Source organism: Bacillus sp. 22190 (assembly GCF_052045575.1).
GTDB lineage: Bacteria > Bacillota > Bacilli > Bacillales > Bacillaceae > Bacillus > Bacillus altitudinis.
Genome location: NZ_JBQEPF010000004.1, coordinates 83,676 through 108,572, shown reverse-complemented (window position 1 = coordinate 108,572; position 24,897 = coordinate 83,676). Strand labels below are relative to the sequence as shown.

The following is a 24,897-nucleotide window of genomic DNA, read 5'->3' as shown; positions in this document are numbered from 1 at the left end:
ACCTCTCCTTTTCTCATAATTGCTTCAGCTGTTCTGCCAGCAGCCTTTGTGCCTCTTCTTTAATATCGATCTCGTCCTCTTTTGTAAATGCTCTTCCTGCCTTTCTATAGGTTGGATGACGCTTGATCGGTGAAAGCAGCTCATCATACGCATCAAACTCGGCAATTTCTGCTGTTAGTTCTGTCAAAAAAGAATCTTCTGGATAGACGGCATCTTCATGTGTCCGGCAGTCAATCGACATCACCCAAACGAACAAGTCTTCATCTTCCTCCTGTTCATGAAGAACAGCCATCAGCTCCTCAAGCACTTCAAGCTGCGTGAGCTCCATATAAGCAGGAGCATCGCCAGTTAGTTCGATTTTCACAAAATGAGGAACACCTCTCTCTTTCAGTCCACTCATCTTTTTGTCCACAAGTATCACAAGATCGGTCATATGAGCGGTATGCGTGATATCTATAGTCAATGTCTCAAAGATGACATCTGAACAGCTCATAAACTCCGCTCTTTGAGCATCTTCAGATAGGTAAACGACATAACAGCCTTTCTCTCCTGTTTCTTTTATATGTCTTCCTTGCACGTTTCCAGGATAGATCACCATTGGATCTTCATGCAGAAGAGCCCGCTTATGAATATGTCCAAGCGCCCAATAATCAAAATCCCGCGCTAGAAGCTGCTGAAGCTGAAATGGTGCATACGCATCATGCCCTTCTTGACCTGCTAATGTGCCGTGAAGCATGGCAATATGATAGGGGGCATCTGTTTTTTTTTCATAATAAGGTGTCATATTTTCATGGACAGCCCGCTCTTTGTAGCTGAACCCGTAAATACTTGCCACAAGCTGACCTTCTCTATAAAAGGCTTGCTCACTTGGCGTACTGCTCAAAAAAACGTGAACATTCTCTGGCCACTCAATTGGTGTCCATTCACCACCTAAATGATCATGATTACCATAAATAATAAACACTTCAATCCCGTGTGATTGCAGCTGAAGAAACTGATTTCTTAAAAAAAGTTGTGCTTTTAGGCTGCGATTCGATTCGTCAAATAGATCTCCGCTAAGCAGTATAAAGTCTACTTCTCGATCAATTGCAAGTTCAAACATGTTCTTGGCACTTTGAAATGTACTTTCTTTCAACCTCTTAAAAATTCGGTTCGGTATATTGGACATTCCCGCAAACGGACTATCTAAATGAAGATCTGCGGCATGAATAAAAGTGAGCTTCGTCAAACGTCTATCTCCTTGTACGTTACTGTAGTTATCCATATTTTATCACGCCGTTTTTACGAATGCACGTTCTATCGCTCTTATTCTAAAAAACACATTTTTAGGGGTAAAAAAAGAGGTTTTAACTTCCTCCTTGTATAATTCATTAAAAAACAAGAAGAAAGGGAAGATCAGAGATGGAGAAAACCTACTTTTTGACTGTATTTGATTCGTCAGGTGAAACCTTATTAAACGAAAAAATCACCACAGATAGTGATGAAAAAGCAAAAGAATTAGGACGTCATCGTTTAATCGAACAACAATACACAAAGCATTCTCACCGGCTCGTAAATGATGCAGGTAAACTTCTTTTATTTGAACGTTAAAAAAGCCGGCATCCGCCGGCCATTCATTCTTCTATTTAATGAAACACAGGACGTCTTTTTTCCAAAAACGCTTGAACACCCTCCTGATGATCACGGCTTTGTCTCAGTCTAGCTTGTGCAGCACGCTCTTTTTGAAGAACGGCTAACAGCTGTGATTCTGACTGCTGAAAATAAATCATCTTTGTTTCAACAAAGGCTTGAAGCGGCATATTTAAAAACGTCTTGACGCACGCTTTCTGATACGTATCCACCTCATCTTGAAACACGCCGTCTGCAAGGCGAAGCTTGAGCGCTTCTTCAGCCGGCAGCTTTTGCCCGCTCCAAATCAATTGTTTAGCGGTTTGCTCACTAACTCTTTTGGTGAGGAAAAAATGCCCTCCGCCATCTGGGATTAACCCGATTCCATTAAAGTTCATGGCAAGTTTAGCATCTTGATGCATAAACAAATAGTCACAGCTAAGAGCAAAGCTAAAAGCAAGACCAGCCGCTGCCCCGTGGACAAGTGCAATCGTCACTTTTTTCATACTGGCTAAAGAAAGTGTAATTCCCTCGATCAGATCCATCACGCGATGAAAATCTTCTTCACGATCTTGCTTTAGCATCATTCCAATATCTCCGCCTGCTGAAAACCCTTTGCCCATCCCCTTGAGTACAACAATTTTCGCACTGCTCTCACTCGCTCTATCACACGCTTCCTTCAATTCAGCAAACATGTCAACATGAAACGAATTATACGCTTCAGGCCTATTGAAAACGATTTCAAAAATATCCCCATCTACCTGACAATTGATATATGTCATCATCCATTCCCCCTCTTTCTTTTCAAGCTCATCACTTACTTCAATTTCCATCAAGTAATTCCTTTTCCTCTACATAAAAAATTTCAAGATCAACTGATACTAAAATAAGCATAATTGTTGAAACGAGAAATATATTTTTATATAGTAAAATAAGAAATAAAACATCATATGAAAGGGGGAGAATGATTGATAAGAAGTTCCATATGTATATTGATTAGCTGCATCGTCATGTTTTCTCCCTTTTCAAATGTCGTTTTTGCTTCACAAGCAGAAGCGAGCACACCCAGCCTGATTTCTCCATCGATTTATGATGAAGAAATCAATGCTGTGAAGACACCTCCATTTTCAAAAAAACATGCCGCATCTCTTCTGTTAAAACAGAGGTTATCAATGGGCGCTTCAAAAGCTTTTCTTGTAAAGCTTGCATCAACCACAGCGTTATCTATTGATTTATGTTTTTTAGAAATGAAGTGTGCGATCCCCATTATGTACCAATCAAATTACCTCGACTGATTCATTTTATTTCATCCGTACTCACTATATGAAAAACAAAACCTATCATATTCGGAGGGATAAAATGAACATTAAAGAAAATGATCTTCCTGGGATTGGAAAGAAATTTGAAATTGAAACGAGAAATAGAGAAAAGATGACGATTGTGATTCATGATGATGGCAGACGGGAGATTTATCGTTTCGACGATGAAGATCCAGATGAAGTACTGTCCACCATTTCTCTCGATGATGCTGAAGCCCGGCAAATTGCTGCCATTATTGGCGGTATGGTGTATAAGCCGCAAGCACTTGAAACGATTGAAATGGCGTTCAATGATTTGATCATTGAATGGTTTAAGGTAGAAAAAGACGCAAAAGCGGTTGGACATACACTCGGCGATTTAGATGTGAGACAAAATTATGAAGTTACCGTCATTGCGATCATTAAACATACAAATGAAAAATTACTCAACCCCGGTGCCGATTCGATTATTCAAGCAAATGATACGATGGTCATTTCAGGCGAAAGAAAACACTTGAAGCGATTGATACGTGATTTTCTTTCTAGAGGGGGAGAGTGATGAATGGATCATTTAGTCTTTGAAGTTGGAACGGCGCTTATTCTCATCGCCATTGCCAGCTTAATCGCCAATAAAATTAAATTTTCTATCATTCCTTTTCTCATTGTCCTCGGGATGATTGTTGGTCCGCATGCACCAACCATCGGGATCATTGATTTGAAGTTTATCGAGAGCACCGAGATTATTTCATTTTTTGGTAGAATGGGTGTCCTGTTCCTTCTATTCTACCTTGGGCTTGAGTTCTCTGTCGGCAAACTCATAAAATCGGGTAAATCCATTGCAGTCGGCGGATCTATTTATATTTTGATCAACTTTAGCTTAGGATTGCTTTATGGGTTTATCACAGGCTTTGGATTCCTTGAAGTTCTCATTATGGCAGGCGTTATCACCATTTCATCCAGCGCCATTGTCGCCAAAGTCCTTGTCGATTTAAAACGGACAGCGAACCCTGAAACAGAGTTAATTCTTGGGATTATTATGTTTGAGGATATTTTTCTCGCCGTCTATTTATCTGTTGTATCCGGTCTTGTCCTTGGAGATGCCACGTCCGTTGGCGGTGCCTTATTATCTATTTTAATCGCTTTTGGTTACATGATGATTTTCTTTATCATCGCACGTAAGCTGCCAAAACTATTAAACAAACTATTCGATATCCGTTCAAATGAAGTATTTATCATTGTCATTTTTGCCGCTTTGTTCTTCGTGGCTGGTTTTTCAGAGACGATTCATGTCGCAGAGGCCATTGGCGCTCTCTTACTCGGTCTTGTGTTTTCAGAAACAGAGCACTCAGACCGCATTGAACATCTCGTTGTTCCTTTTAGAGATTTCTTTGGCGCCATGTTCTTCTTCAGCTTCGGATTGAGTATTGATCCATTTACATTAGGAGATGCCTTCTGGCTTGCGATCGGCGCTGTCATTCTTACCTTAATTGGGAACTTCACCGCCGGGATGTTTGCTGGAAGAAGAGCCGGTTTCTCTCATAAAGCTTCTTCTAATATTGGATTAACCATCGTATCAAGAGGAGAGTTTTCCATCATTGTAGCCGAACTTGGGATTGCAGGCGGGCTTGCCGCTACATTGAAGCCATTTGCTGCATTATATGTATTAATCCTTGCGATTTTAGGACCACTAGTGACGAAAGAATCAAAGCGTATCTATCAAATCCTAAACAAAATCTTCAAATGGAAAACTGAAAAACCAAAAGTAAAAAGAGAAACAACCATTTAATTGAAAAGGGCCCAGTGCTGGGGCCCTTTTTTTATTTTATATCTATTCAAATTGCTGAAATGCTGTTTCTTGCTTCACTTGTTCTTTCGTATCCCCGCGAATGGTTCGGATGACTTTCTGATTGCGGTAAATCGATAGTTTTAAATTGGTCGCCGCTGTTCCATGAGAGTGATCGAGGTTCGTGAATGTAAAGAAATGATGAGACCGTTTGTCTTTAAACACAAGCCTGAAGTCGTCTGTCACTTTAAAATGCTTATCGCTCTCCCATTCAATCAATGGTTCATATACGCTAAACCATTCCGGAATATTAGGCGTATATCCTGTAGCCAATACCACATGATCGGCTGTGATTTTCTTTTCTTTCTTCAGCTGCCATTGTTTCAAATGCAGCTCTACCTGCTGCTCATCCTCCATATGTATCGCTTCAAGCTCCGTCATTGGCTGAATGAGTACAGATGGCTCTTCTCCTGAAACGGAGCGATGGTACAATTCCTGATAAATACGAGAAAGCGTCGATGCATCTATGCCATTCCTTAATCCTGCCAGTCTAGGCAATGTGTTCATCCGTTCTTCATAAGGAAGGGAATGAAAATATTCAACATACTTAGGTGTAAATAGCTCCTGACCAAGCTCCGCTGTCTCTAGTTCTCTAAATTCACTTGAACGTGTAAACCATGAAAGCTTCTGTCCTTTCTTCTGATGCTGAAGCAGGTCTAAGAAAATTTCAGCTGCACTTTGACCTGAACCAATCACCGCCACCGTTTCAGCTTCATGAAGTTCTTTTTGTTGATCTACATAACGGCTGCTATGGGTCACATGCGGCAACGCAGCTTCTGGCACATCGACAGGAATCATCGGCTTGCTTCCAGTTCCAAGGACGACATGCTTTGCACGATATTCAGAAAGCGCCCCATCTTTCAACCGCCGAACTTTTACAAGATACCCGTCTTCACAGTCGGTCACTTCTTCCACCTTCATCCCGAACTGACAGCTATCTAATTCACCTGCAACCCATGATAAATACTCATTGAATTCTCTCCGGGGGGTATCAAATTGTTCAAATGTATAAAAGCGGTGAAGCCTGTTTGATTCATGTAAATAATTTAAAAATGTATACTTGCTCCTTGGATTAGCCATTGTCACAAGGTCCGCTAGAAAGGAAACTTGTAAGTCCGTTCCTTTGATGAGCATACCAGGATGCCAAGCAAATTCGCTTTCCTGTTCAAAAAAACAGCATGTCACATCTTCATACTCCTCTAATAAAGCGGCCAATCCTAAATTTGCTGGCCCAATCCCAATTCCGATCACATCCATCATATGTACACCTGCTTTACCTTTTTACCCCCTATATACCCTTTTACAAATGAAAAAAACACTGCGTCACCGCAGTGTTTACATGTGAGAAACAAATAATGACTCAAGAAACTGAATCTTCTCTTCCGTATAGTGCTCATAACGATCATTATAAGACTTTGGATCTTTTGGATTGGCATACTGCGTAATTTTTCCGGTTCGCGGATCAATGAATTTACTCGCAGCGCCGCATCCGATGCCAATGATCGTCTGCACCTCTTCCATAATGATAATATTATACAAACTTTCCTGTCCATCTAACGAATACCCGACATTTTCGAGATTCCCCAAAATGTTTTTTTGTCTGTATAAATAGTACGGATGATAGTCATGTGCTTTTGTCCAAGCAACCGCTTCATCCATCATACGTGTGATCTCTTCTCGGTCTGCCACTTGATACTTTTCCTTATTGCGGGTCATTTCAGACGCTCTCTTAAAGGAAAGTGTATGCACCGTTAAAGATTCAGGCTTCAGTTCTTCTGTTTGCTGCAAGGAATGTTGGAATTCCTTTAGCCCTTCTCCTGGCAGCCCGATGATTAAGTCCATGTTAATATTATTCATGCCATACTGCCTTGATAAATGATACTTTTCAATCGTTTCTTCCACACTATGGTGCCGGCCAATCGCTTTCAATGTTTCATTCTCATATGATTGCGGATTGATACTAATCCGGTCAATATGATAACGGTTGAGCACCTCCAGCTTATCAGGTGAAATCGTATCAGGTCGTCCCGCTTCTACTGTGACTTCCCGAATATGTTTCACATCTGGAAAAGAGCGATACATCTCCTCATACAGCAAATCCATTTCTTCTGCTGTAATACTCGTTGGAGTACCTCCGCCAAAATAAACAGTCGTCACTTTAATCCCATGTTCCTTTAACCATTCGCCCATTTTTTGCATCTCATAATGCAGCCCAAAAAGAAACGTTCCCACTCTTCCAGCTTGTCCTTGAATGGCATAAGCAGGGAACGTGCAATAAGCACATTTTGTTGGACAGAAAGGAATACCGATATAAATACTCACTTCCTCCTGTAGATCGTACAGATCTGGAATGGCTTTGATTTGACGATCAACAATCTCCTGCATCAAATGAATCTTTTCATCATGAATCAAGTAATCGCGCTTTAACGCTGCATGTGCTTCTTCCTTTGTCATGCCTTCTCTTAGCATCTTATGAAGTAATTTCGTAGGGCGTATCCCCGTAAGAATCCCCCATTTTTGCGTCATTCCTGTATGTTCCTGAAGCAGATGTAAATAAACAGACAACACAGTGTTTTTGATTTGCTTCCAGCGCTCTTTATCGTTCAAGCCCTCTGGCATCTCTCTTGTAAAACGACTCGTCATATCTGATCCAGCAATATGGCCAGAAGCCTCCACCCTACCATGGGTTTCTTTCCAATCAAACACCATGACTAGGCCATCGTTTGCTTCACCTGAATCAAACAGCACTTCACTATCTTCCTCGAATAAATTGGCTATATTGACAAGCGGTCGATGAAATCGTTCATCAGACAGCCCTTTAACTAAAATTCGCATCGTATCACCTTTATCTTCAAACTTGTTTCATTTTACAAAATTCATCTAGGAAAAGCAATGAAGAGAACAGACGAAGGCCCTGCCATTTCTTAATAGACAGGGCCTTCACTATATTATCGTTTAATATCAAATTGATGTAAAAAACCTTCCCTTTGTTGCATTCTAAAATATTCTTTGATCATATAAGCAACACCCTGTTCATCATGAGAACGTGTCACCCAATCGGCTTTACGTTTGACCGAATGAGGTGCATTCCCCATCGCAACGCCTAAGCCAGCTAACTCAAGCATCGGGATGTCGTCTGTCCCGTGACCGATCACGACCGTATCTTCTAATGTAAAACCTAGTGCTGAAGTTAAAAGAGAAAGTCCTGCTTCTTTCGATACCCCTTTGCATACAATGTTCATTTTCTCATCACTGATCTTAATCAGATCCACAGATGGGAATGCTTGTAGAATGGTTGTGTGGATTTCAGGCTGAAGTGCTGCCGTCGAATACACTTCAATGACAGGTGTGCTAACCGGTTCATCCATGAGCATATCACTTAATGATTCAACAAATTGAACGGGATAGAAAATGGGATCAGACGGATGAATCAACGTTTTTCCCATCAATTGAGACTGTGTTTTTTTCCGATTGCCGATTGAGAATTTTTCATGTAACAAGCGAACATTACAATCAAAGCTTTCAAGGATCTGCACAAGATTAAATGTTTTCTCTTCCGTTAATTTCTTCACATGGAGCGGCTCATCAAGCTTATCAGCGATAAATGCACCACTATGCGTCACAAGAGTTGAAGTTGGTATTTTCAACGCCTTGGCAATTTTTTGTGCAGATCGAAAATGACGGTTGGTGACAATCGTCACGTAAACCCCTTTTTTCTTAACATATTCCACAGCTTCTTTTGTAGCGGAATGGATTTTCCCATTGGAACGAAGTAACGTTCCATCTATATTGAGTGCAAGTAGCTTTTTTGACACTGAGGCATCCCCCTTCTTGATGACTGTACTTACGATGAGGATATGCCCTAGCTTATCGCTTTAGAACATGCAGTTGAAGCAGCCCTTGTTTTATGCCTCAATCGCAAATAAAAAAAGCCTACCCCTAGGCTTTTTTTTATGTATGGTTTGGATGCGTAACAATGGCGTGATGAAGCTCCCCATGATCCCCTCATCTTTCACACACCAAAGCATTGCTTATATCATATCCCCTTATGCTTTGCTTTTCTCCCAGAAGCGCTTCTCTCTCATTTGGCTCATCGCCGTAAATCCAAAGTGGAACGCACCCAATTCATCACGATAGCGCTTTTTGAAAGCACTTTCAATAAGTATTATCGCAGAATTTACGAGCTTCGACAACCCTTTTTTTAAAGATATACAAGCGGCGATATGAATGAAAAAAAGGGCGAATATGATCGCCCTTTCAATTAATTTTCTTCTGTATTTCCATAAAGCTCTTCAAGAGGCTTCATGATAATTTTATTTAATTCACCGATGAGAACACTTACGCGTTGTTCTGCTTCCATCAACTGAGAGATTTTATCGTGCTGCTGCACAAGTGCAACCGTTTTTTGCGCTTGCTCTACTTCTTCTTGTGTAATCTCTTGACCAGTCATTTGTTTTTGTTGAAGGTTTACTTGAATGTCACGGAAGTTCTCAAACATTCTTTTAGAGGATTCATCCCCGTTTACCTCATCATAAAGATTTCTTAACGCTGAATATTCTTCGCTATGACGCAGTGCTTTTTCAAGGTCATATGCAACATCATAAAGATTTACAGACATGTTATGTCTCCTTTCTATCCGTTATCACCGATATGGATCGGCGGACACCACTCCACTATAACAAACTATGGCTTTCGTTTCACATATATACAATAAATTCATCGAAATTTCTCGATCTTGCCTTAGAATAAGGTGACAAAAATCGCTTGGACAGCACCGATCAATCCACCTAAAAGACCGCCTAAAAATGTGATCATCTTCAGCTCCTTATTAGATATGCTGATCACAAGCTCTTCCATTTTTTCAAGCGGGAAAAGTTCAATTTGTTCACGAATAATTTCTTCAAATTGGAGCTTTGCGAGCAGTCCCTCAAGCGCATTAGATGCGGCTTCAATCCCTTTATCAATGAGAGATGGAGCAAATTTGGTCTTAAGATCATCCGCTACTGCACTGATGTAAACTCCTACTGGTCTATCTAACAGCACCTTTGTAGAAAAATGTGAAAGCAATTGCTTTTTCACACTAAATAGAAGCTCTTTCACATTCCATTTTTCATCAAGCTCATGTAAAGAAAATTGCTTTACCTTGTCCCATTCTTGAACAAGTAAATCTGATAAAAACCTTTTTGTCTCCGCATTCTTTAAGAACTTCATCATTTCAGGATGCACGCGATCAATTAAGCTTGAATTCCCTAAAAACATTTGGACCATACTGCCAAGCATTCCTCGTTCTTTTAAGAAATCATCTATCATATGACCGAGTCTTGCTTTTCCCTCATCACTTTCAAAATAATGAATGCCTCTCTTTAAAATATAATCTGCGGCATCTGGAATTTTTGATGCAAGCTTATTTTCTACATCCTGTGGTAGCAGCTCAGACAACGTTTGCTGATCATACTTTTCAAGCAGTGAGTGGAGCTTATGATCAGTCCACTGATGAAGCCATGCGTCAGCTTTAACGTCAGCCTGTGAAAAACCGTATTTTTCTAACATGGAGAAAACCGTCATTTCCATATCAGCACCTTTATCAATATATCGGTGCACTGCCTGCAATATCTCTTGCTTTGCCTCTGATGATTCAAATCGTTTTTTAATGCCCTCTGGCGTTAGTAAATGCTCCATCACCATGACGCCAACCTGCTTGGCTACTTCATCTCTTCTTTTAGGAATGAGACCCGGTGTAAATGGGAGCTGCTTCCCAAATAAATAATATGGCTTATACGGACGAAAAAGCATTTTAATCGCGAGATGGTTTGTTGCTGCCCCTATCACTGCACCTATCACAATCATAAAGATAAACGTTGTGAATATATCCAAAGTCGTCATCTACCTTTCAAACAACACCTGAAGATTATTGTTTTTATCTATACGTATTATAGTTGTTGTCAAGAGTCCAAGCAAATGAAGCATTCAATGTGACATATGAGACAACGATCTGTCGTAATGATATAGGAACGCCAAGTTTATGTAAAATCAACAAAAAGTGTTTTTCAGATGTTAAAAAAAGAATTTGAAAAGTAGGTGTTGTTTCATGACGTCAACGCTCGGCATTGTCACTCTTTCTCCGAAGCATGAAGAAGCATTGACACATCAGCTTGCCAAAGCAGCCTCTTCTTTTGAATTAGAAGTTGTTCGTTTTTCACCTCTAGATTTAAAGCCTGCTTCAAATGTCATTCACGGTCAAAAATTTAAGACTGGCAAAGGATTTGAAGCGTCAGAATTTCAGATTCCTGACTTGATTTATGATCGTTGTCTTTATCAGCATGACGCACAATCAAAAAAAGCAAAACCTATCATGAATTGGTTAAAAAAGTATCCAAAAACCGTTTTTTTGAATACTGGAATTTCAAATAAAATGCGGCTATTCGAGCAGCTCCGTCTCCTCCCTTCTTTACAACCATACTTACCTGTCTGCTCTCTATTGACAGAGCCTTCAGACCTTCTCAACTTGGTCAGAAAGGGCGGATATTGTAAAATACAGCCGCTTTCTCAACAGCACGCAGCACCCTCTTGCTTCATTTCTTTAAGAGACAAATCACTCATTACTGTGCAGCTAAACGCTAAGCAAATCATCACCTTTTCACATTCAGCAGAGGTTGTGCGCTGGTGCAAAAAGTATATCGGCCGATCTTTCCTTCAATTTTTTAACACGAATGATCAAAAAGACGTTATATTCAATGAAATTAGGATTTTTCTTATAAAAAATTCACAAAATCAATGGAATAGCATGGGGATTCATACAAAACCATCAGTAGAAAACAGCCTTTTAAGCAATACACAAAATTCCATTCATGTGGTAGCCTTTGATCACTATTTAAACTCATTAAAGCCACACATCAAGGAGCTGCTGTTAGATGATATTGCTTCCATTCAGTCATCTCTTCCAGCGTTTATAGACAAAACTTTCTCACCGTGTATTGAATTCGCTATAGACTTGCTTCATACAAATGAAGGCAGACTTTTTATCTCAAACGTAAGATCAAAGCCAGGACGATCCTCTTTTTTAAAAGCTTACCCTGAGAGGGAGAATCAATTGATTCAGACCATACTTGAACATGCCAAATCGATGATGGCTGAAGAAAAGGAGGTTCCTTATGAAGAGAAAACGCTACATCATCGCTCCTCATTCAGCAAGTGAAAAAACAGTACATCTCCCTGCTCAGTTTAAAGAGCAGGGGGCAATTTTATCTATTGCTTTAGGTTCTTGTTTAGTAGATGATTTCACCATTTCCTATCATCATCAATCACAAAGAATTTTATTATCAGAAGACCTTTATCGCGCTTTACTGATTCCATACAAAACGAAAGCTGATGTCATATTAGTTCAACATACACTCTATATAGGACCTCTCATCGGCATTTTCACTGCAGGATTCGAACAAAATACAGCACCTTTAGGCGCAAGATCTTCCTATTTTATAAAACTGCTGCAATCTTGCAGGCAGCATGCTGGTTTTGCATATCTTTTTGGTACTCATTCTATCGATTGGGATAAAGGAATAGTAGACGGTTTGCTTTACCAAGAGGAGCGCTGGGTAAAAAAGCAGATGCCCCTCCCATCCGTTGTTTATGACCGGCTGCCTAATAGAAAGGCTGCTCAGTCGGCATTCATTCAAGAAACAAAACGAAAACTCACTCAAGACTACGATATCCCTTGGTTCAACCCTTATTTTTTTAATAAATGGGACATTCATGAACAGCTATTAACAGATGAAAAAACAAGCTTTTTCTTACCACATTCCATACGATTAGATCCTTTTGATGCTTTAATTAAAATAGAAACACTCCTTCATCTGCATCATGTCATTTATTTAAAACCAACAAACGGCAGTCACGGAGACGGTATTTATCAGTTAAAGAAGACGGAAAACGGGATCACTGTCTGCTCAAATAAAGGGAAATCCACTTCATATCATTCCGTAGACCATTTCGTGAAAAAACTGCGAAAAGATTGTGCAATGCAAGACTTGATTGCACAACAAGGCATTGAGCTTCTTCAAATAGACAATCAACCACTGGATTTCAGAATTCATACGAATAAAAATAAGTATGGTCATTGGACTGTTACAGCCGTTGCTGGAAAAGTTTCAGGAGATCACACTGTCACAACCCATCAACTGCATGGTGGTTCAGTAAAAACACTGTATGATATCTTTCCTGATGCAGAGAAACGTTTGAAGATTTTGCAAGAGCTCTCTGATACTGCCCTAGCACTTAGTCGTGTGATAGATGAAAAAATGCCTGGTCTGATTGGGGAAATTGGCTTTGACTTAGGTATTGATCACTTGGGTGCTATCTGGATGTTTGAAGCCAATTCTCGTCCAGGCCGCGAGATTTTTCTGCATGCACCATTGAAAAACTCAGAATGGCTGATTGGGAAAAGAATCGTTGAATACGCATCTTACCTAACACAAATGGCTCTTACTCCTATAGACCATGCAAACGCCTACTGATGTTTTCTTTTCATGTCTCTGAAATCTGTGCTTTCCCTATGCTCTTTTCATCAGATGAGATACAATAAAACCAAGTTCAAGGTTGTTTCCGGATTGTCGTGTGTATTTATTGTTTCATCAATAAAAGCAAGGAGGCAATGATGATATGATTTCTCATTTTCAATGGAAACCTCTCTTTAAAAAAGCGCAATTACCTGGCTGGAAAATATCCTTTTTTCATAATGGTTCACACTATGAAGGCATTTATCACAAAACGGGTGATATTGAATGGGGCTCTCAGCTTCCGCCTCATGAAGTTGAACCAACCTTAAAAGAAGAAATCCACGAATTAATGCTATTCCATGTGTATGATTAAACTGTTTAAGGAGCCTCGCCATGTTAGAAAAACTAAAACTTGTTTACGGACACCATATCATCAGTTCACCAACAAATGATAAACAAATTCTCTGGTATCAAACAGACGAAGGCGAAATTTTCGGAGTAAACAAAACGGAGCTAACAGAAAGAGAAACGCTTCTTCTCAATTCATTCCTCACACCAATTGATGTACCTCATACGCAGGAGACGGAAGAAGAACAGAAATGGTACAGCTATCTGTTTGAAAACAAATCAATCACCATTGATCAATCTGTCCGTGTTCATTTTTTTAAAATGGAGCACCAAGCAGAACAAAGGCAGCAAATAAAAGAGGCTGTGAACAGCAGCCTCGAACATATTCATTTCATATGGACAGGCACTGAAACAGCTATGCTCATTCAAACAAATGCTACATCAGAAAATGGTCAACTTGAACAGCTACATGATTTGTCTCAAGCCATCACAAGTGATTTTTTAACAGACGTTGTCTTCATGCAAGGACAGCTGCATTTGCCGAATGGAAATTTAAAAATGAGATTATTAAATGAACATCAGCTCTTTTTATGGCATCTGAAGCAAGGAAAACTTAGGTCAGGGGTTGCAACATTTTATCAATGTCTACCTGCTTTCATTCGCCATGATACAGACATGGTTTCTGCCGCTATTTCAGATGCATTTATAGAAACAATCTTTGATCGGGACGTTTACCGGACTCTCACGACCTATATGCAGTGTAATTTAAATGCATCGCAGGCAGCAAAAGCGTTATATGTTCATCGAAACAGCCTTCAGTATCGGATTGATAAATTTATTGAACGGACAGGGCTAGATATACGGCATTTTCAAGAAGCGTCAGCTGCTTATTTCATGATGAATCTTCTCGATCTTTCTTAAATGATCCTATCATGAGCACCTTGCCTAAAAATGAAAATAAGATGTTGTGCACGTTGTCCATTTACAGACACCCTTCCTTTTTATACACTTCATTTATAAGTAAAGCGCTTTCAAAAAGGACTGGGAGGCTACCACCTATGGCTGAAATGATGCTGAATCAAATTTATAAAGTGTACGATAACAAAGTAACAGCAGTAGATAACTTTAATCTACATATTGAGGATAAAGAATTTATTGTGTTTGTTGGTCCATCTGGGTGCGGAAAATCAACAACCCTCCGCATGATTGCAGGCCTTGAAGAAATTTCACAAGGAGATTTTCTATTAGACGGCAAGCGAATGAATGATGTGGCACCAAAAGATCGGGATATTGCGATGGTTTTCCAAAACTATGCCTTATACCCTCATATGAATGTGTACGATAATATGGCTTTTGGATTAAAGCTTCGAAAATTTCCTAAAGCAGAAATTGATGAGCGGGTACGAAACGCTGCAAAAATATTAGGGCTTGAACAATACTTAGATCGAAAACCTAAGGCATTGTCTGGAGGTCAAAGACAGCGTGTTGCACTTGGAAGGGCCATTGTGCGCGATGCCAAAGTCTTTCTTTTGGATGAACCTCTCTCTAATTTAGATGCTAAACTTCGTGTTCAGATGCGTGCCGAAATTTCTAAACTTCATCAGCGGCTGCAGACGACATTCATCTATGTCACACACGATCAAACAGAAGCCATGACAATGGCTACTCGGCTTGTTGTCATGAAAGATGGCTTTATTCAGCAGGTTGGCGCACCAAAGGATGTGTATGAAAACCCAGAGAATGTCTTTGTAGGAGGATTTATTGGCTCTCCAGCGATGAACTTTTTTACAGGAAAACTGTCTGACGGAGCCATTGCCATTGGGAATACGCACATTCGTGTACCAGAAGGAAAAATGAAAGTATTACGCAGTCAGGGCTATATCGGAAAAGATGTGATTCTAGGCATCAGACCAGAAGATTTCCATGATGAGCCTGTGTTTATAGAGGCTTCTGAAGGAACAAAAATTGAAGCAAACGTAGAAGTGGCTGAATTAATGGGAGCCGAAACGATGCTTTATTCTTCTCTCGCTGGTCAAACGTTTATTGCACGTGTTGATTCTCGCACAGATATTCAGGCAGGTCAGACGATCCCTCTTGCCATTGATATGAATAAAGCGCACTTCTTTGATACAGAGACTGAGCTGCGCATTCGCTCAGCTGAATAAGAAGACGTTCCACAAACCATCACCATTGGGTGGTGGTTTTTTGTATATGAAAACAACATTTACCATGTTCTTTTTCCGTATGTTTTTTTCGTTGCGAACCATAATATTTAGTACAAAGCAGTTACCGCATTGGGTTTCGCCAAGTGGCAAATGACTTGGTCATTTCGCTGGTGCGATTCCAGCAAACCCAACCAAAAAAATCATATATAAAAAGGAGATTCACATCATGGCAAATTCTAATAGTTCAAATCAATTACTAGTTCCTGGAGCAGCGCAAGCAATCGATCAAATGAAATACGAAATCGCTTCTGAGTTTGGTGTAAACCTTGGAGCAGAAACAACAGCTCGTGCTAACGGTTCAGTTGGTGGAGAAATCACGAAACGTCTTGTATCTTACGCTCAGCAAAACCTTGGCGGAACAAAAGCTTAATTTCATATCTGGATCATAGAAGGCACCTCTTATGGTGTCTTCTTTTTTTGGTTTTATCCCTCACCGATTCCTTTTGACTTCATATGATGTATTAGAAAGGAGCGGATCTTCATGGACATTATTTCAGGTGTGAATTTTGAACTTCTACAATTTGTCGGTCTTTCTCTATTATGTGAATATGCTCATAGTATTCGGTCCTTTCATCTTTATAAAAAAAGCATGACATAAAACTGTACCATTTTAAGTTCTTTTCACTTATAGTATGTAGTGGAGGGATCGATCAGATGAAAATAGCTCTTTTCGGTGCTCATGGACGTGTAGGACAAGCATTTCTTCGTTTCGTAAAAGAAGATGATCGTTACATGGTTCGCTCGTTAATTCGGACAAACCGGGAAGAAATGCTTGCGGGTATGTTTCAAGTCACCGGCAATTCCAGAAATCAAGAGGATGTTCTTGAAACAATTAAAGGATCAGATATTGTCGTGAGCTGTCTATCAACAGATGGTGATGATACTTTATCTGTTTCAATGGAGCATATCGTACAAGCCATGAAGCAAACAGGAACATCAAGAATTATAACAATTGGCACTGCGGGGATTTTGAAAGCAAGGCAGCAGCCTGAGCTTTACCGCTTTGAAACAAATGAATCAAGGCGAACCACTTCCCGAGCTGCTAAAGAACATGCCAAAGCATTTGAAATTCTTCAATCAACGGAACTAGATTGGACAATCATTTGCCCAACCTATTTACCAGATGGAGAAGTGACACGGTCATATCGCTATGAAAAGAATTTTCTCCCTATAGATGGACAGAAAATTTCAGTTGAAGATACCGCACACTTTTTGTATCAGCAGTTAAACTCAAAAGAATTTGTGCATCAACGCGTCGGTATCGCTTATTGACCATTTAGTTCGTGTAAATGATATACAACCAGTAAAAGTCGAGATCATATCATGAAGCCTCGACTTTTTTCATTGCCATGAAAAAGCCTCTTTCAAATTGAAAGAGGCTTTTGCTGCTTATCCTATCAGCTGCTCGTCACAGCTCCCTTTTGTAATTCGTACATTTGCGCATACAGTCCACTTTGCTCCATGAGCTCTTCGTGGCTGCCGCGTTCGACAATTTCACCCTTTTCTAACACCAAAATCATGTCAGCTTTCTTAATAGTAGATAATCGGTGTGCAATGACAAAAGTGGTTCGTCCTTCTTTGACGACATCCAGTGCCCGTTGAATGATGGCTTCTGTTTCTGTATCAATGTTAGCCGTCGCTTCATCTAGAATTAAGATCGCTGGATCGTATGCCAGTGCACGGGCAAATGAAATCAATTGACGCTCCCCAGAGGAAAGAGTACTCCCCTTTTCAACAACTGGTTCATCAAAACCTTCAGGCAAATGCTTTAATAGTTCTGCTGCGCCCACTTGCTTTAACGATGTTTCAATCGTTTCTCTTTTAATGTCTTCATTTCCTAAACTGACATTGGATGCGATCGTTCCAGAAAATAAATAAGGATCTTGTAGTACAATGCCCATTTGCTTACGCAGCGTTTGGCGCGACTGATCATAGATGCTTTCTCCATCAATGAGAATGTCCCCATGCTGAATATCATAAAAACGCAGCAGCAAATTCATGATCGAACTTTTCCCAGAACCGGTATGTCCAACGAGTGCCACCGTCTGACCTTTTTTGGCCTCAAAGGTGATGTTCTTTAATACATTTTTCCCTTCATTATACGCAAAGGTAACATCCTGAAATTGAACGTGCCCCTCGATTTTCTTCTGAACCGGTTCTTCCACTTCAGTACCAGGCTCATCTAATAATCGAAAGACCCGTTCAGATGAAACCCTTGCTAATTCTAATCTAGAAAATTGATTCACAATGCCTGTAATCGGCTGGAACAAACGATTTAAATAATCGACAAATGCATAGAGCACCCCAATCGACACAATGCCCGTCGCGCTTAAGGACGCGCCGCCAAAATACCAAATGAGTGCGACGTATGCTAAGTTCCGAAGCAGATTCACCAAGTTATGTGAGAGCAGTGAATTTAAATGAAGCATCTTTCGCTGATATCGAAAGTGATTGTTATTCAGCTCATCAAATTCTTCTTTCGTTGCTTGTTCATGTCGAAATGCTTGAATAATCGTCATTCCTTGAATAGCTTCATTTAGCTTGGCATTAATTTCACTGATGATGGATCGAATGCGATGATTGTAAACCGACGCAAACTTTCGGTAAGTCATCGACCATAGGAAAATAATCGGAACAGCCACTAAACAAATGAGCGCCAACTTCACATTTAATAAAAACATGGCGATATAAATGCCAATCATGTAAATGGCACTTGTGACGAAATTCGCTAGTACTGTGACATATAAATCACGAATGGTTTCTGTGTCATTGGTAATCCGCGCGACAACCTTTCCAGCCGGTAAATTATCAAAATACCGAATCGGAAGCGTTTGAATATGTTCAAATACGTCCACTCGCATTTTTTGAATAATGCGATTTGCAATACGCTGGAGTAAATAGTGCTGCCCATATTGAAAGAAAATCGCAATGACGAGCATCCCAAAATAAAATAGAACAAGCTGCACCAAACCACTGATTTCCGGCTGATAAAAAGCGAAGATTTCCTCTTTGGATAAACGCTGTACCTGATACGTCTCACGCTCGCTCCCATTTTCAATGGTGAGCTGATCCCCTTCTATTGTCCGGCTCCCGTCAAAGCGAATCGGTTCATTCACAAAATAGTACCCAAATCCGACTTGCACGACATTGATTTGCTTTCCATCTTCATTTTGATTCTGTAGCCGGTCACTTCTTATATAGTTATTTCCCTGGTAATAAACCGTTTTATCTGTTTTTTCATTTACCTCAACATACGGTTTTTCTACACCTAAAATATGATCATCAATCATTTTTTTCCCAATGAAAGGTCCTGTCAACTCAGCACCAACTGCAATGATCAGAAAGATCAAAGCAACAGACAATACTTTTTTATATAGGAGTGCATAGGCAAGAAGTCTTCTCCCTGTTGTCATGCCTCATCCCCTCCTTCCAGCTGATTTGTCAGCTGCTGACGCAGAAATTGCTCTTTATACCATCCATCTTGCTGAATAAGCGCTTGATGGGTTCCCTTTTGAACAATACGTCCTTCTTCCATGACAAGAATGAGATCCGCATGCTCTACAGCTGATAGACGGTGGGTTGTAATAAATGTCGTTTTTCCATGACGATTTTGTCTTAAATTCTCTAAAATAGCCGTTTCTGTTTTTGCATCAACTGCAGATAACGAGTCATCCAAAATCAAAATGTCTGGATCAATTAATAAAGCACGTGCAATGGAAATCCGCTGCTTCTGTCCTCCTGACAGCGCCACTCCCTTTTCTCCAACCATGGTTTCCAAGCCTTCTGGTAAAAGGCGTAAATCCTTTTCAAAGTAAGCATCTTTAATCGCTTGTGCTAATTCAGCTTCTCTCGCGTCTCTATGACCGAAACGCATATTCTCTTCTACACTTTTAGAGAAAAGGACATGATCTTGCGGAACATAGCCAATCCATTGGAACAGTTGATCCAATTCAATGTCCTCAATTGGAACACCTGAAAACAAGATCTTTCCATCACCTGTCGGATACTGACGAAGAAGCTGTTTGACAATCGTTGTTTTTCCGCTTCCCGTTTTTCCTGTAATACCAATCGTTTGCCCTTTTCGTACAGTAAAGGAGACATCCGTTAGATTATCTTTAGAGGAAGTTGGATATCTAAATGTCACATGTTCAAATTGAATATCGCCAGGCTCTTGTAATCTTTTTGGCTTGGCTGCGTCAGTTACATCCGGTTGATAACTGAGTGTATGATTCAACCGGTCTAATGAAGCATTTCCTCTTTGCATGATATTAATCAATTCACCAATGGCAAACATTGGCCAGATCATCATCCCCAGATAGACGTTAAATGCGACAAGCTCACCAATGGTTAAATCACTTTGGAACACAAGATATGCGCCGTAACCGATACCGATTAAATAACTGATCCCCACAAGCAATTTCACCGTCGGCTCAAACAATGAATCAATGATCGCCACACGCATATTTTTTTGAAAGACATCGTCTGTCATTTCTCGAAAGCGATTCACATCTTGTTTTTCCTGTACAAAAGACCGAATCACCCGAACGCCGGCAACTGATTCTAATACACGATCATTCATATCACCAAATGCATCTTGAGCGACAGTAAAGCGTTCATGAATTTTACTGCCATAAAACGCTATCAAAATCGCCATCAGTGGCATTGGAATAATGGCCATTAAAGTTAATTTCCAGCTGATCGTCAGCCCCATCGTAAAAAAGATCATGAGCATGTAAGCAGTGGAATCGACTAATGTTAAAACGCCAAAGCCTGTTGTTAAAGCCACAGCATTCAAATCATTTGTACCTAACGCCATTAAATTTCCGGTTTTTTTCTTTTCATAAAAGGTGGGTGTCATCTTAAGTAAGTGGCGCATTAATTTTCCGCGCATTACACGCTCCATGACATTCGCGCCACCAAATAACTGATACATCCAAAAATAGGTGAGCGCATAGACACTGACACCAAGTAAGCAAAAAATGGTTACGTAAAACAGAATACTGGATGTTGTAAATTGACCAGACCGAATGTCATCAACTGCTTGACCTAGATACCTCGGTGGCAGCATTTCAAGCACATTCACAATGAGCAGCAGCGTAATGGCGATTGTATAGCGCCTCCACTCTTGTTTAAAGAACCAGCCTAATTTCACAAATACTGAAAACATGTTTGTCTCTCCTTTTAAAGCTAGCCGCTTTCTATATTTTCCTGATTGTCACCTTGTTTCGTTTCTTGAGCTTTTGTCATTTGTCTTGCCTTTGGCATGTTCACATGCTTTCACTCCTCTTCATTTAGTTGTTGATGCATTCCATTATTTCGATATACGAAATGTATACAACAAAAAAAGAGGCAACCAGCTGACTGGTACGCCTCTTTTATACATGATAAAAAGGCGCATGTTGACAAATACGCAACATACGCCTTGATTCATCCGATCAATTGGAACATACGAGTCCCTTTTCAATGACCAATGAAGGTGTAATTGTCACGTGAATCAACCCATTCATGCAGTTTGATTTCATTCTTCCAATGATGTTGCACATGACATTTCCTCCTTTTGGCTCTTGAATCTTTTTTTATCTTATAGTGGCTGTCACTATTTTGTCAATAAATATTTTTCAATAAATGAAATTTTCTAACAAAAAGTTCACACCCTTTATGTGTATCTTTTTCAGATATCGGGTATACCATGAACGTATAGACTCCTTTTGAAAGGAATGAGGACATTGTTTCAAGCTGATCGGATGGTCGTTGCGTTTGATGGACATGAAGACAGTAAGAAAGCATTAAAGAAGGCAATCGCTTTAGCCAAAACGTTGCATGCCAAGCTGACCGTTGCCTACGCTCATGATGGGAAATCCAGCAGACAGGTGTTTGATGCACCTCGCCCAATGACTGGCGGCGCTTATATCGGAGGCGGCATGGCAGACCTTCAAACACCCCCTGTGTATGTACCTCATGATGAACAGCAAAGTCCCTTGATTTTTGAAGATCATACAGAAGAGGTCGTTGCAGAAGCAAGAATGCTGTTAAATGAAGAGCAGTTTGAAGCTGCGATTGAAATTGTTGAAGGGGAGCCTGCAGAAGCGATTATCGAATACGCTGAAAAGATTTCAGCAGACCTCATCGTCATGGGAGCACGTGACCAAAGCAGATTGAAAAAAATGCTCTTTGGCAGTGTGAGTGAAAAGTTATCGTCCAAATCAGATATACCTGTACTGATCGTGAAATAAATGTCATCACAAAAGGCTGTAAACATTGGTTTACAGCCTTTTTCTTTTTACGAAGAAATAGATGCTTCGCTTTCATGCTCAATTTTCTTCTGGAACCCTTCCTGTACACGCTTCGTGATCTCTCCTGGAACACCTTCCCCAACTGGCTGACCATCTATCTCTACAATTGGAATCACTTCAGCTGTCGTTGAACTGATGAAAATTTCCTGTGCATGCAAAAGTTCGTCTTTACTCATGCGGGTTTCTTCCACACGACATCCTTCTTCCTGACAAACCTCTAGCAGCTTTCTACGTGTAATGCCGTTTAAAATCAGGTGATTTGCTGGGTGTGTACGAATGACACCGTCAATGACGGCATATACATTCGAGGACGTCCCCTCTGTCACAAAGCCGTCTCTTATTAAAATCGCTTCAAACGCACCAGCTTCAGACGCTTTCTGCTTTTCCATGACGTTATATAAAAGGTTTAAGCTTTTAATATCACACCTTAACCAGCGAAGATCTTCAGACAATAGAGCTTTCACACCAGCTGTCTGCTCTTGAATAGGCTTTTTCACTTGAAATGTATATGCCGTAATCTGAGGGGTAAGTACACCATATTGATGTTTACGAGGTGCGACGCCTCGCGTGACTTGAATATACACGCCGCCATCAATCACTTGATTATCTGCGACTAGCTTCTTCAAATTCTCTTCCATATCCGATACTGTACCTTGCAGATGAATGCCGATTTCCTTTGCACTCTTGAATAGACGCTCAGTATGCTCTTTTAATGTAAACAAAGTCCCATTATATACGCGGATGACCTCATAGACTCCGTCGCCAAATTGATAGCCTCTGTCTTCAATATCAACATGTGCATCTTTTTTTTCAATAAAATCCCCATTGTACAATACTTTCATATGGAATCTCCCCTTCGCTTTGCTTAATGGTTGAATCTGATGCTATCTTAGCGGATAAATGTAAACGTTTCAATGATTATTCAGAATTATTTCATATCCATTTGACTGGATAACCTTCTATTGTAACAAATATAGATTCATAACCAAAAAGATTCCAATTTTTTAGCATCTTCTATATTCATAGGCTCTTTTTTCCTGTATACTTACTCCATATGAGCACGACAAAAAACAGCGAAAAAAGACAGAATCCACTACATGATTCGACACAAACTACTGATTTATTGGAGCGATTGTAATGCAACGGGTTACGAAAAAACAGACACCTTCAAACACGATGCTGCTCTCAAAGGCAATTGGTCTAGTCATTCTGACATTGATTCTTTTTTTCATTTGGGATATATCTAAAACCAATATGCAGGCAGCAGATCAACCGAATGAAGTGTCTGCGAGCAGTCTATTTCGAGACACAAGTACAAGTCTGAAAGCAAAAGATGATTCGCCAAAAACATTAGATGCACATTTTAAGATCAATCCAAACAAACATGTAACGGATCAAACGATCTTTTTGACCTTTGATGATGGCCCCTCTGCTACATCAAATCAGCTGTTAGATGTGCTAAAATCACAGCAAGTGAAGGCCACATTCTTTATGCTCGGGCCGCAAATCAAAGAACACCCAGCAGCTGTGAAAAGACTTCATCAAGAAGGTCATCAATTAGGACTTCATGGCATCACACATGATGTGAAACGCTTTTATCAAAAAAGTGATTCTCCTGTAAATGAGATGAAAGAAGATCAACGTATATTGGCTTCTGTTACTGGTGAATATACACATCTTGTGAGAACACCTTATGGCAGTTCTCCAAACTTAACAGACCAGCAAAAAACACGTTTAAAACAAAAAGGCTTTGTATACTGGGACTGGACCATTGACAGTCTTGACTGGAAATATAAAAGCTCAAAATATGTACCAGAAGTATTAAATCAGCTGCAAGTGCTTGAAACCAAGTACCCGAAAGAGCCAAAAATCATCTTAATGCATGATCAGCCAGCTACCGCAAAATACTTAAACAGTCTGATCACACAATTAAAGGCGAAGGGCTACACGTTTGAAGTCCTTGATGAAACAATGAAGCCACTACAGCAATAAAGAAAACCCGCACCTGTTGGATGCGGGTTTTTTATGATTTATAAAGCATTCACAAGCTCGCCAATTCGTTCGTGAAAGACAAGATCAAACAGCGGATCGAATTCCGTTTCACTTAAATTCATCATGACCTTAAAGATGGAAGGATGATGAGCAGCATCTTCTGGAATATATCGTGCTGGTGCCACTTCTAAGGAAGTTCCCATGACGAGCAGCATGTCCGTTTGCTGGAGCGATTTCTCCACTTGATCAAAGTGCTTCACCATGTCTCCAAAAAGGACAACATCTGTTTTAAGTACTCGTCCACATGTGAGGCCGTCTGATGAAATCCGCTCACAAACCGGCACCTCTTCTTGTAATAAATAAGGCAGTTCGTATGTTGACCCGCATGATGGACATGTAGCTGTTTGAATGGAACCATGCAGTTCATACACATGCTGGCTTCCCGCTTTTTTATGCAGACCATCTATATTTTGCGTGAAAATATCCACGCGTTTTCCTTGCTTTTCTAAATTGGCTAAAAAAGCATGTCCAGCGTTTGGCTCGTACTCTCCACTCATCTTCATTTGAAACAATTCTTTGAATTTCGGCCAAAATTGATGCGGATGTGATAAAAAGTAGGACCGGCTCATTGCCTCCATGCGAGAGGTATCTTCTGTCCATAGTCCACCCGTTGATCTAAAATCGGGAATTCCAGATTCTGTGCTCATCCCAGCACCTGAAAGGACTGTAATATGTGAGGCCTTTGATAATCTCTCTCTTAGCGCTGCCACTTTTGTTTGATCCAACCACCATTCCTCC

General features: G+C 40.2%; 24 protein-coding genes. 13 read left to right on the top strand and 11 right to left on the bottom strand.

Translation table 11 applies throughout. The features are described from left to right. Positions 1–13: 13 nt before the first annotated feature. Positions 14–1,228, bottom strand: coding sequence for a metallophosphoesterase family protein (locus ACTJKA_RS07070; RefSeq protein ID WP_440607664.1), 1,215 nt, complete (start codon positions 1,226–1,228; stop codon positions 14–16). Positions 1,229–1,401: 173 nt separating this feature from the next. Between ACTJKA_RS07070 and ACTJKA_RS07065 the strand changes: the two genes are divergently transcribed. Next, on the top strand, positions 1,402–1,590 hold the full coding sequence (locus tag ACTJKA_RS07065) for a YhzD family protein (RefSeq protein ID WP_008348907.1): 189 nt from the start codon (positions 1,402–1,404) through the stop codon (positions 1,588–1,590). A 35-nt stretch (positions 1,591–1,625) separates the two neighbouring features. Here ACTJKA_RS07065 and ACTJKA_RS07060 read toward each other — a convergent pair whose 3' ends face one another. After that, positions 1,626–2,441: an enoyl-CoA hydratase gene (locus ACTJKA_RS07060; RefSeq protein ID WP_268439109.1), complete on the bottom strand. Its 816-nt coding sequence runs from the start codon at positions 2,439–2,441 to the stop codon at positions 1,626–1,628. A 135-nt stretch (positions 2,442–2,576) separates the two neighbouring features. Between ACTJKA_RS07060 and ACTJKA_RS07055 the strand changes: the two genes are divergently transcribed. From ACTJKA_RS07055 to ACTJKA_RS07045, 3 genes are all read left to right on the top strand, one after another. Further along, positions 2,577–2,903 carry a hypothetical protein gene (locus ACTJKA_RS07055; RefSeq protein ID WP_025207030.1) on the top strand — a complete coding sequence of 109 codons (327 nt, stop codon included), beginning with the start codon at positions 2,577–2,579 and terminating at the stop codon, positions 2,901–2,903. A 64-nt stretch (positions 2,904–2,967) separates the two neighbouring features. Continuing rightward, positions 2,968–3,465, top strand: a complete 498-nt coding sequence (locus ACTJKA_RS07050) for a cation:proton antiporter regulatory subunit (RefSeq protein ID WP_017366937.1) — start codon at positions 2,968–2,970, stop codon at positions 3,463–3,465. 3 nt (positions 3,466–3,468) lie between these two features. Then, positions 3,469–4,692: a cation:proton antiporter gene (locus ACTJKA_RS07045; RefSeq protein WP_007497140.1), complete on the top strand. Its 1,224-nt coding sequence runs from the start codon at positions 3,469–3,471 to the stop codon at positions 4,690–4,692. Between the two features lie 42 nt (positions 4,693–4,734). Here ACTJKA_RS07045 and ACTJKA_RS07040 read toward each other — a convergent pair whose 3' ends face one another. The 5 genes from ACTJKA_RS07040 to ACTJKA_RS07020 form a co-directional block, all read right to left on the bottom strand. Next, positions 4,735–6,009 (bottom strand): lysine N(6)-hydroxylase/L-ornithine N(5)-oxygenase family protein, encoded by a 1,275-nt coding sequence (locus ACTJKA_RS07040; RefSeq protein WP_440607663.1) that lies wholly within the window; start codon positions 6,007–6,009, stop codon positions 4,735–4,737. Between the two features lie 75 nt (positions 6,010–6,084). Then, positions 6,085–7,584: a coproporphyrinogen III oxidase gene (locus tag ACTJKA_RS07035; protein WP_025207028.1), complete on the bottom strand. Its 1,500-nt coding sequence runs from the start codon at positions 7,582–7,584 to the stop codon at positions 6,085–6,087. A gap of 113 nt (positions 7,585–7,697) precedes the next feature. Further along, positions 7,698–8,564: a Cof-type HAD-IIB family hydrolase gene (locus tag ACTJKA_RS07030; RefSeq protein ID WP_171465141.1), complete on the bottom strand. Its 867-nt coding sequence runs from the start codon at positions 8,562–8,564 to the stop codon at positions 7,698–7,700. Positions 8,565–9,010: 446 nt separating this feature from the next. Further along, positions 9,011–9,367, bottom strand: coding sequence for a YlbF family regulator (locus tag ACTJKA_RS07025; protein ID WP_008348927.1), 357 nt, complete (start codon positions 9,365–9,367; stop codon positions 9,011–9,013). A 122-nt stretch (positions 9,368–9,489) separates the two neighbouring features. Next, positions 9,490–10,623, bottom strand: a complete 1,134-nt coding sequence (locus tag ACTJKA_RS07020; protein ID WP_017366934.1) for a DUF445 domain-containing protein — start codon at positions 10,621–10,623, stop codon at positions 9,490–9,492. A 214-nt stretch (positions 10,624–10,837) separates the two neighbouring features. Between ACTJKA_RS07020 and ACTJKA_RS07015 the strand changes: the two genes are divergently transcribed. From ACTJKA_RS07015 to ACTJKA_RS06985, 7 genes are all read left to right on the top strand, one after another. Next, positions 10,838–11,944 (top strand): YheC/YheD family protein, encoded by a 1,107-nt coding sequence (locus ACTJKA_RS07015; RefSeq protein WP_322536328.1) that lies wholly within the window; start codon positions 10,838–10,840, stop codon positions 11,942–11,944. After that, complete coding sequence (locus tag ACTJKA_RS07010; RefSeq protein WP_282900499.1) at positions 11,901–13,259, top strand: YheC/YheD family endospore coat-associated protein; 1,359 nt, start codon at positions 11,901–11,903, stop codon at positions 13,257–13,259. Before ACTJKA_RS07015 ends, ACTJKA_RS07010 begins: the two co-directional genes overlap by 44 nt. A gap of 145 nt (positions 13,260–13,404) precedes the next feature. Beyond that, complete coding sequence (locus ACTJKA_RS07005) at positions 13,405–13,614, top strand: YheE family protein (RefSeq protein ID WP_008348933.1); 210 nt, start codon at positions 13,405–13,407, stop codon at positions 13,612–13,614. 20 nt (positions 13,615–13,634) lie between these two features. Continuing rightward, positions 13,635–14,510, top strand: a complete 876-nt coding sequence (locus ACTJKA_RS07000) for a helix-turn-helix domain-containing protein (protein WP_017360327.1) — start codon at positions 13,635–13,637, stop codon at positions 14,508–14,510. A 137-nt stretch (positions 14,511–14,647) separates the two neighbouring features. Then, positions 14,648–15,754 (top strand): ABC transporter ATP-binding protein, encoded by a 1,107-nt coding sequence (locus tag ACTJKA_RS06995; protein WP_024719977.1) that lies wholly within the window; start codon positions 14,648–14,650, stop codon positions 15,752–15,754. Positions 15,755–15,980: 226 nt separating this feature from the next. After that, positions 15,981–16,184, top strand: coding sequence for an alpha/beta-type small acid-soluble spore protein (locus ACTJKA_RS06990; RefSeq protein ID WP_008348940.1), 204 nt, complete (start codon positions 15,981–15,983; stop codon positions 16,182–16,184). 284 nt (positions 16,185–16,468) lie between these two features. Next, entirely contained in the window at positions 16,469–17,086 is a 618-nt protein-coding gene (locus ACTJKA_RS06985; protein ID WP_008348943.1) for an NAD(P)-dependent oxidoreductase, read from the top strand. Positions 17,087–17,211: 125 nt separating this feature from the next. Here the strand turns inward: ACTJKA_RS06985 and ACTJKA_RS06980 are convergent, their stop codons facing one another. Continuing rightward, the gene (locus tag ACTJKA_RS06980) at positions 17,212–19,227 is read right to left on the bottom strand and encodes an ABC transporter ATP-binding protein (RefSeq protein ID WP_008348945.1); all 2,016 of its coding nucleotides are present in this window, start codon (positions 19,225–19,227) and stop codon (positions 17,212–17,214) included. Beyond that, positions 19,224–20,981: an ABC transporter ATP-binding protein gene (locus ACTJKA_RS06975; RefSeq protein WP_035392543.1), complete on the bottom strand. Its 1,758-nt coding sequence runs from the start codon at positions 20,979–20,981 to the stop codon at positions 19,224–19,226. Before ACTJKA_RS06975 ends, ACTJKA_RS06980 begins: the two co-directional genes overlap by 4 nt. 559 nt (positions 20,982–21,540) lie before the next feature. On the opposite strand from ACTJKA_RS06975, the gene ACTJKA_RS06970 reads away from it, so the two are divergent. Next, entirely contained in the window at positions 21,541–22,047 is a 507-nt protein-coding gene (locus ACTJKA_RS06970) for a universal stress protein (RefSeq protein WP_035392544.1), read from the top strand. Positions 22,048–22,094: 47 nt separating this feature from the next. Here the strand turns inward: ACTJKA_RS06970 and dat are convergent, their stop codons facing one another. Further along, positions 22,095–22,949: a D-amino-acid transaminase gene (gene dat / locus ACTJKA_RS06965; protein WP_129548201.1), complete on the bottom strand. Its 855-nt coding sequence runs from the start codon at positions 22,947–22,949 to the stop codon at positions 22,095–22,097. A 295-nt stretch (positions 22,950–23,244) separates the two neighbouring features. On the opposite strand from dat, the gene ACTJKA_RS06960 reads away from it, so the two are divergent. Then, on the top strand, positions 23,245–24,099 hold the full coding sequence (locus tag ACTJKA_RS06960; RefSeq protein WP_035392549.1) for a polysaccharide deacetylase family protein: 855 nt from the start codon (positions 23,245–23,247) through the stop codon (positions 24,097–24,099). A 38-nt stretch (positions 24,100–24,137) separates the two neighbouring features. On the opposite strand, the gene ACTJKA_RS06955 is transcribed toward ACTJKA_RS06960, so the two are convergent. Beyond that, positions 24,138–24,869: an NAD-dependent protein deacylase gene (locus tag ACTJKA_RS06955; RefSeq protein WP_414834776.1), complete on the bottom strand. Its 732-nt coding sequence runs from the start codon at positions 24,867–24,869 to the stop codon at positions 24,138–24,140. Positions 24,870–24,897 lie beyond the last annotated feature (28 nt).

Excerpts from the sequence above, each read along its gene's own strand:
- ACTJKA_RS07065 (WP_008348907.1), top strand. The coding sequence starts at position 1,402 with ATGGAGAAAACCTACTTTTTGACTGTATTTGATTCGTCAGGTGAAACC.
- ACTJKA_RS07060 (WP_268439109.1), bottom strand. The coding sequence starts at position 2,441 with ATGGAAATTGAAGTAAGTGATGAGCTTGAAAAGAAAGAGGGGGAATGG.
- ACTJKA_RS07050 (WP_017366937.1), top strand. The coding sequence starts at position 2,968 with ATGAACATTAAAGAAAATGATCTTCCTGGGATTGGAAAGAAATTTGAA.
- ACTJKA_RS07045 (WP_007497140.1), top strand. The coding sequence starts at position 3,469 with ATGGATCATTTAGTCTTTGAAGTTGGAACGGCGCTTATTCTCATCGCC.
- ACTJKA_RS07040 (WP_440607663.1), bottom strand. The coding sequence starts at position 6,009 with ATGATGGATGTGATCGGAATTGGGATTGGGCCAGCAAATTTAGGATTG.
- ACTJKA_RS07035 (WP_025207028.1), bottom strand. The coding sequence starts at position 7,584 with ATGCGAATTTTAGTTAAAGGGCTGTCTGATGAACGATTTCATCGACCG.
- ACTJKA_RS07025 (WP_008348927.1), bottom strand. The coding sequence starts at position 9,367 with ATGTCTGTAAATCTTTATGATGTTGCATATGACCTTGAAAAAGCACTG.
- ACTJKA_RS07015 (WP_322536328.1), top strand. The coding sequence starts at position 10,838 with ATGACGTCAACGCTCGGCATTGTCACTCTTTCTCCGAAGCATGAAGAA.
- ACTJKA_RS07010 (WP_282900499.1), top strand. The coding sequence starts at position 11,901 with ATGAAGAGAAAACGCTACATCATCGCTCCTCATTCAGCAAGTGAAAAA.
- ACTJKA_RS07005 (WP_008348933.1), top strand. The coding sequence starts at position 13,405 with ATGATTTCTCATTTTCAATGGAAACCTCTCTTTAAAAAAGCGCAATTA.
- ACTJKA_RS07000 (WP_017360327.1), top strand. The coding sequence starts at position 13,635 with ATGTTAGAAAAACTAAAACTTGTTTACGGACACCATATCATCAGTTCA.
- ACTJKA_RS06995 (WP_024719977.1), top strand. The coding sequence starts at position 14,648 with ATGGCTGAAATGATGCTGAATCAAATTTATAAAGTGTACGATAACAAA.
- ACTJKA_RS06990 (WP_008348940.1), top strand. The coding sequence starts at position 15,981 with ATGGCAAATTCTAATAGTTCAAATCAATTACTAGTTCCTGGAGCAGCG.
- ACTJKA_RS06985 (WP_008348943.1), top strand. The coding sequence starts at position 16,469 with ATGAAAATAGCTCTTTTCGGTGCTCATGGACGTGTAGGACAAGCATTT.
- ACTJKA_RS06980 (WP_008348945.1), bottom strand. The coding sequence starts at position 19,227 with ATGACAACAGGGAGAAGACTTCTTGCCTATGCACTCCTATATAAAAAA.
- ACTJKA_RS06975 (WP_035392543.1), bottom strand. The coding sequence starts at position 20,981 with ATGTTTTCAGTATTTGTGAAATTAGGCTGGTTCTTTAAACAAGAGTGG.
- dat (WP_129548201.1), bottom strand. The coding sequence starts at position 22,949 with ATGAAAGTATTGTACAATGGGGATTTTATTGAAAAAAAAGATGCACAT.
- ACTJKA_RS06960 (WP_035392549.1), top strand. The coding sequence starts at position 23,245 with ATGCAACGGGTTACGAAAAAACAGACACCTTCAAACACGATGCTGCTC.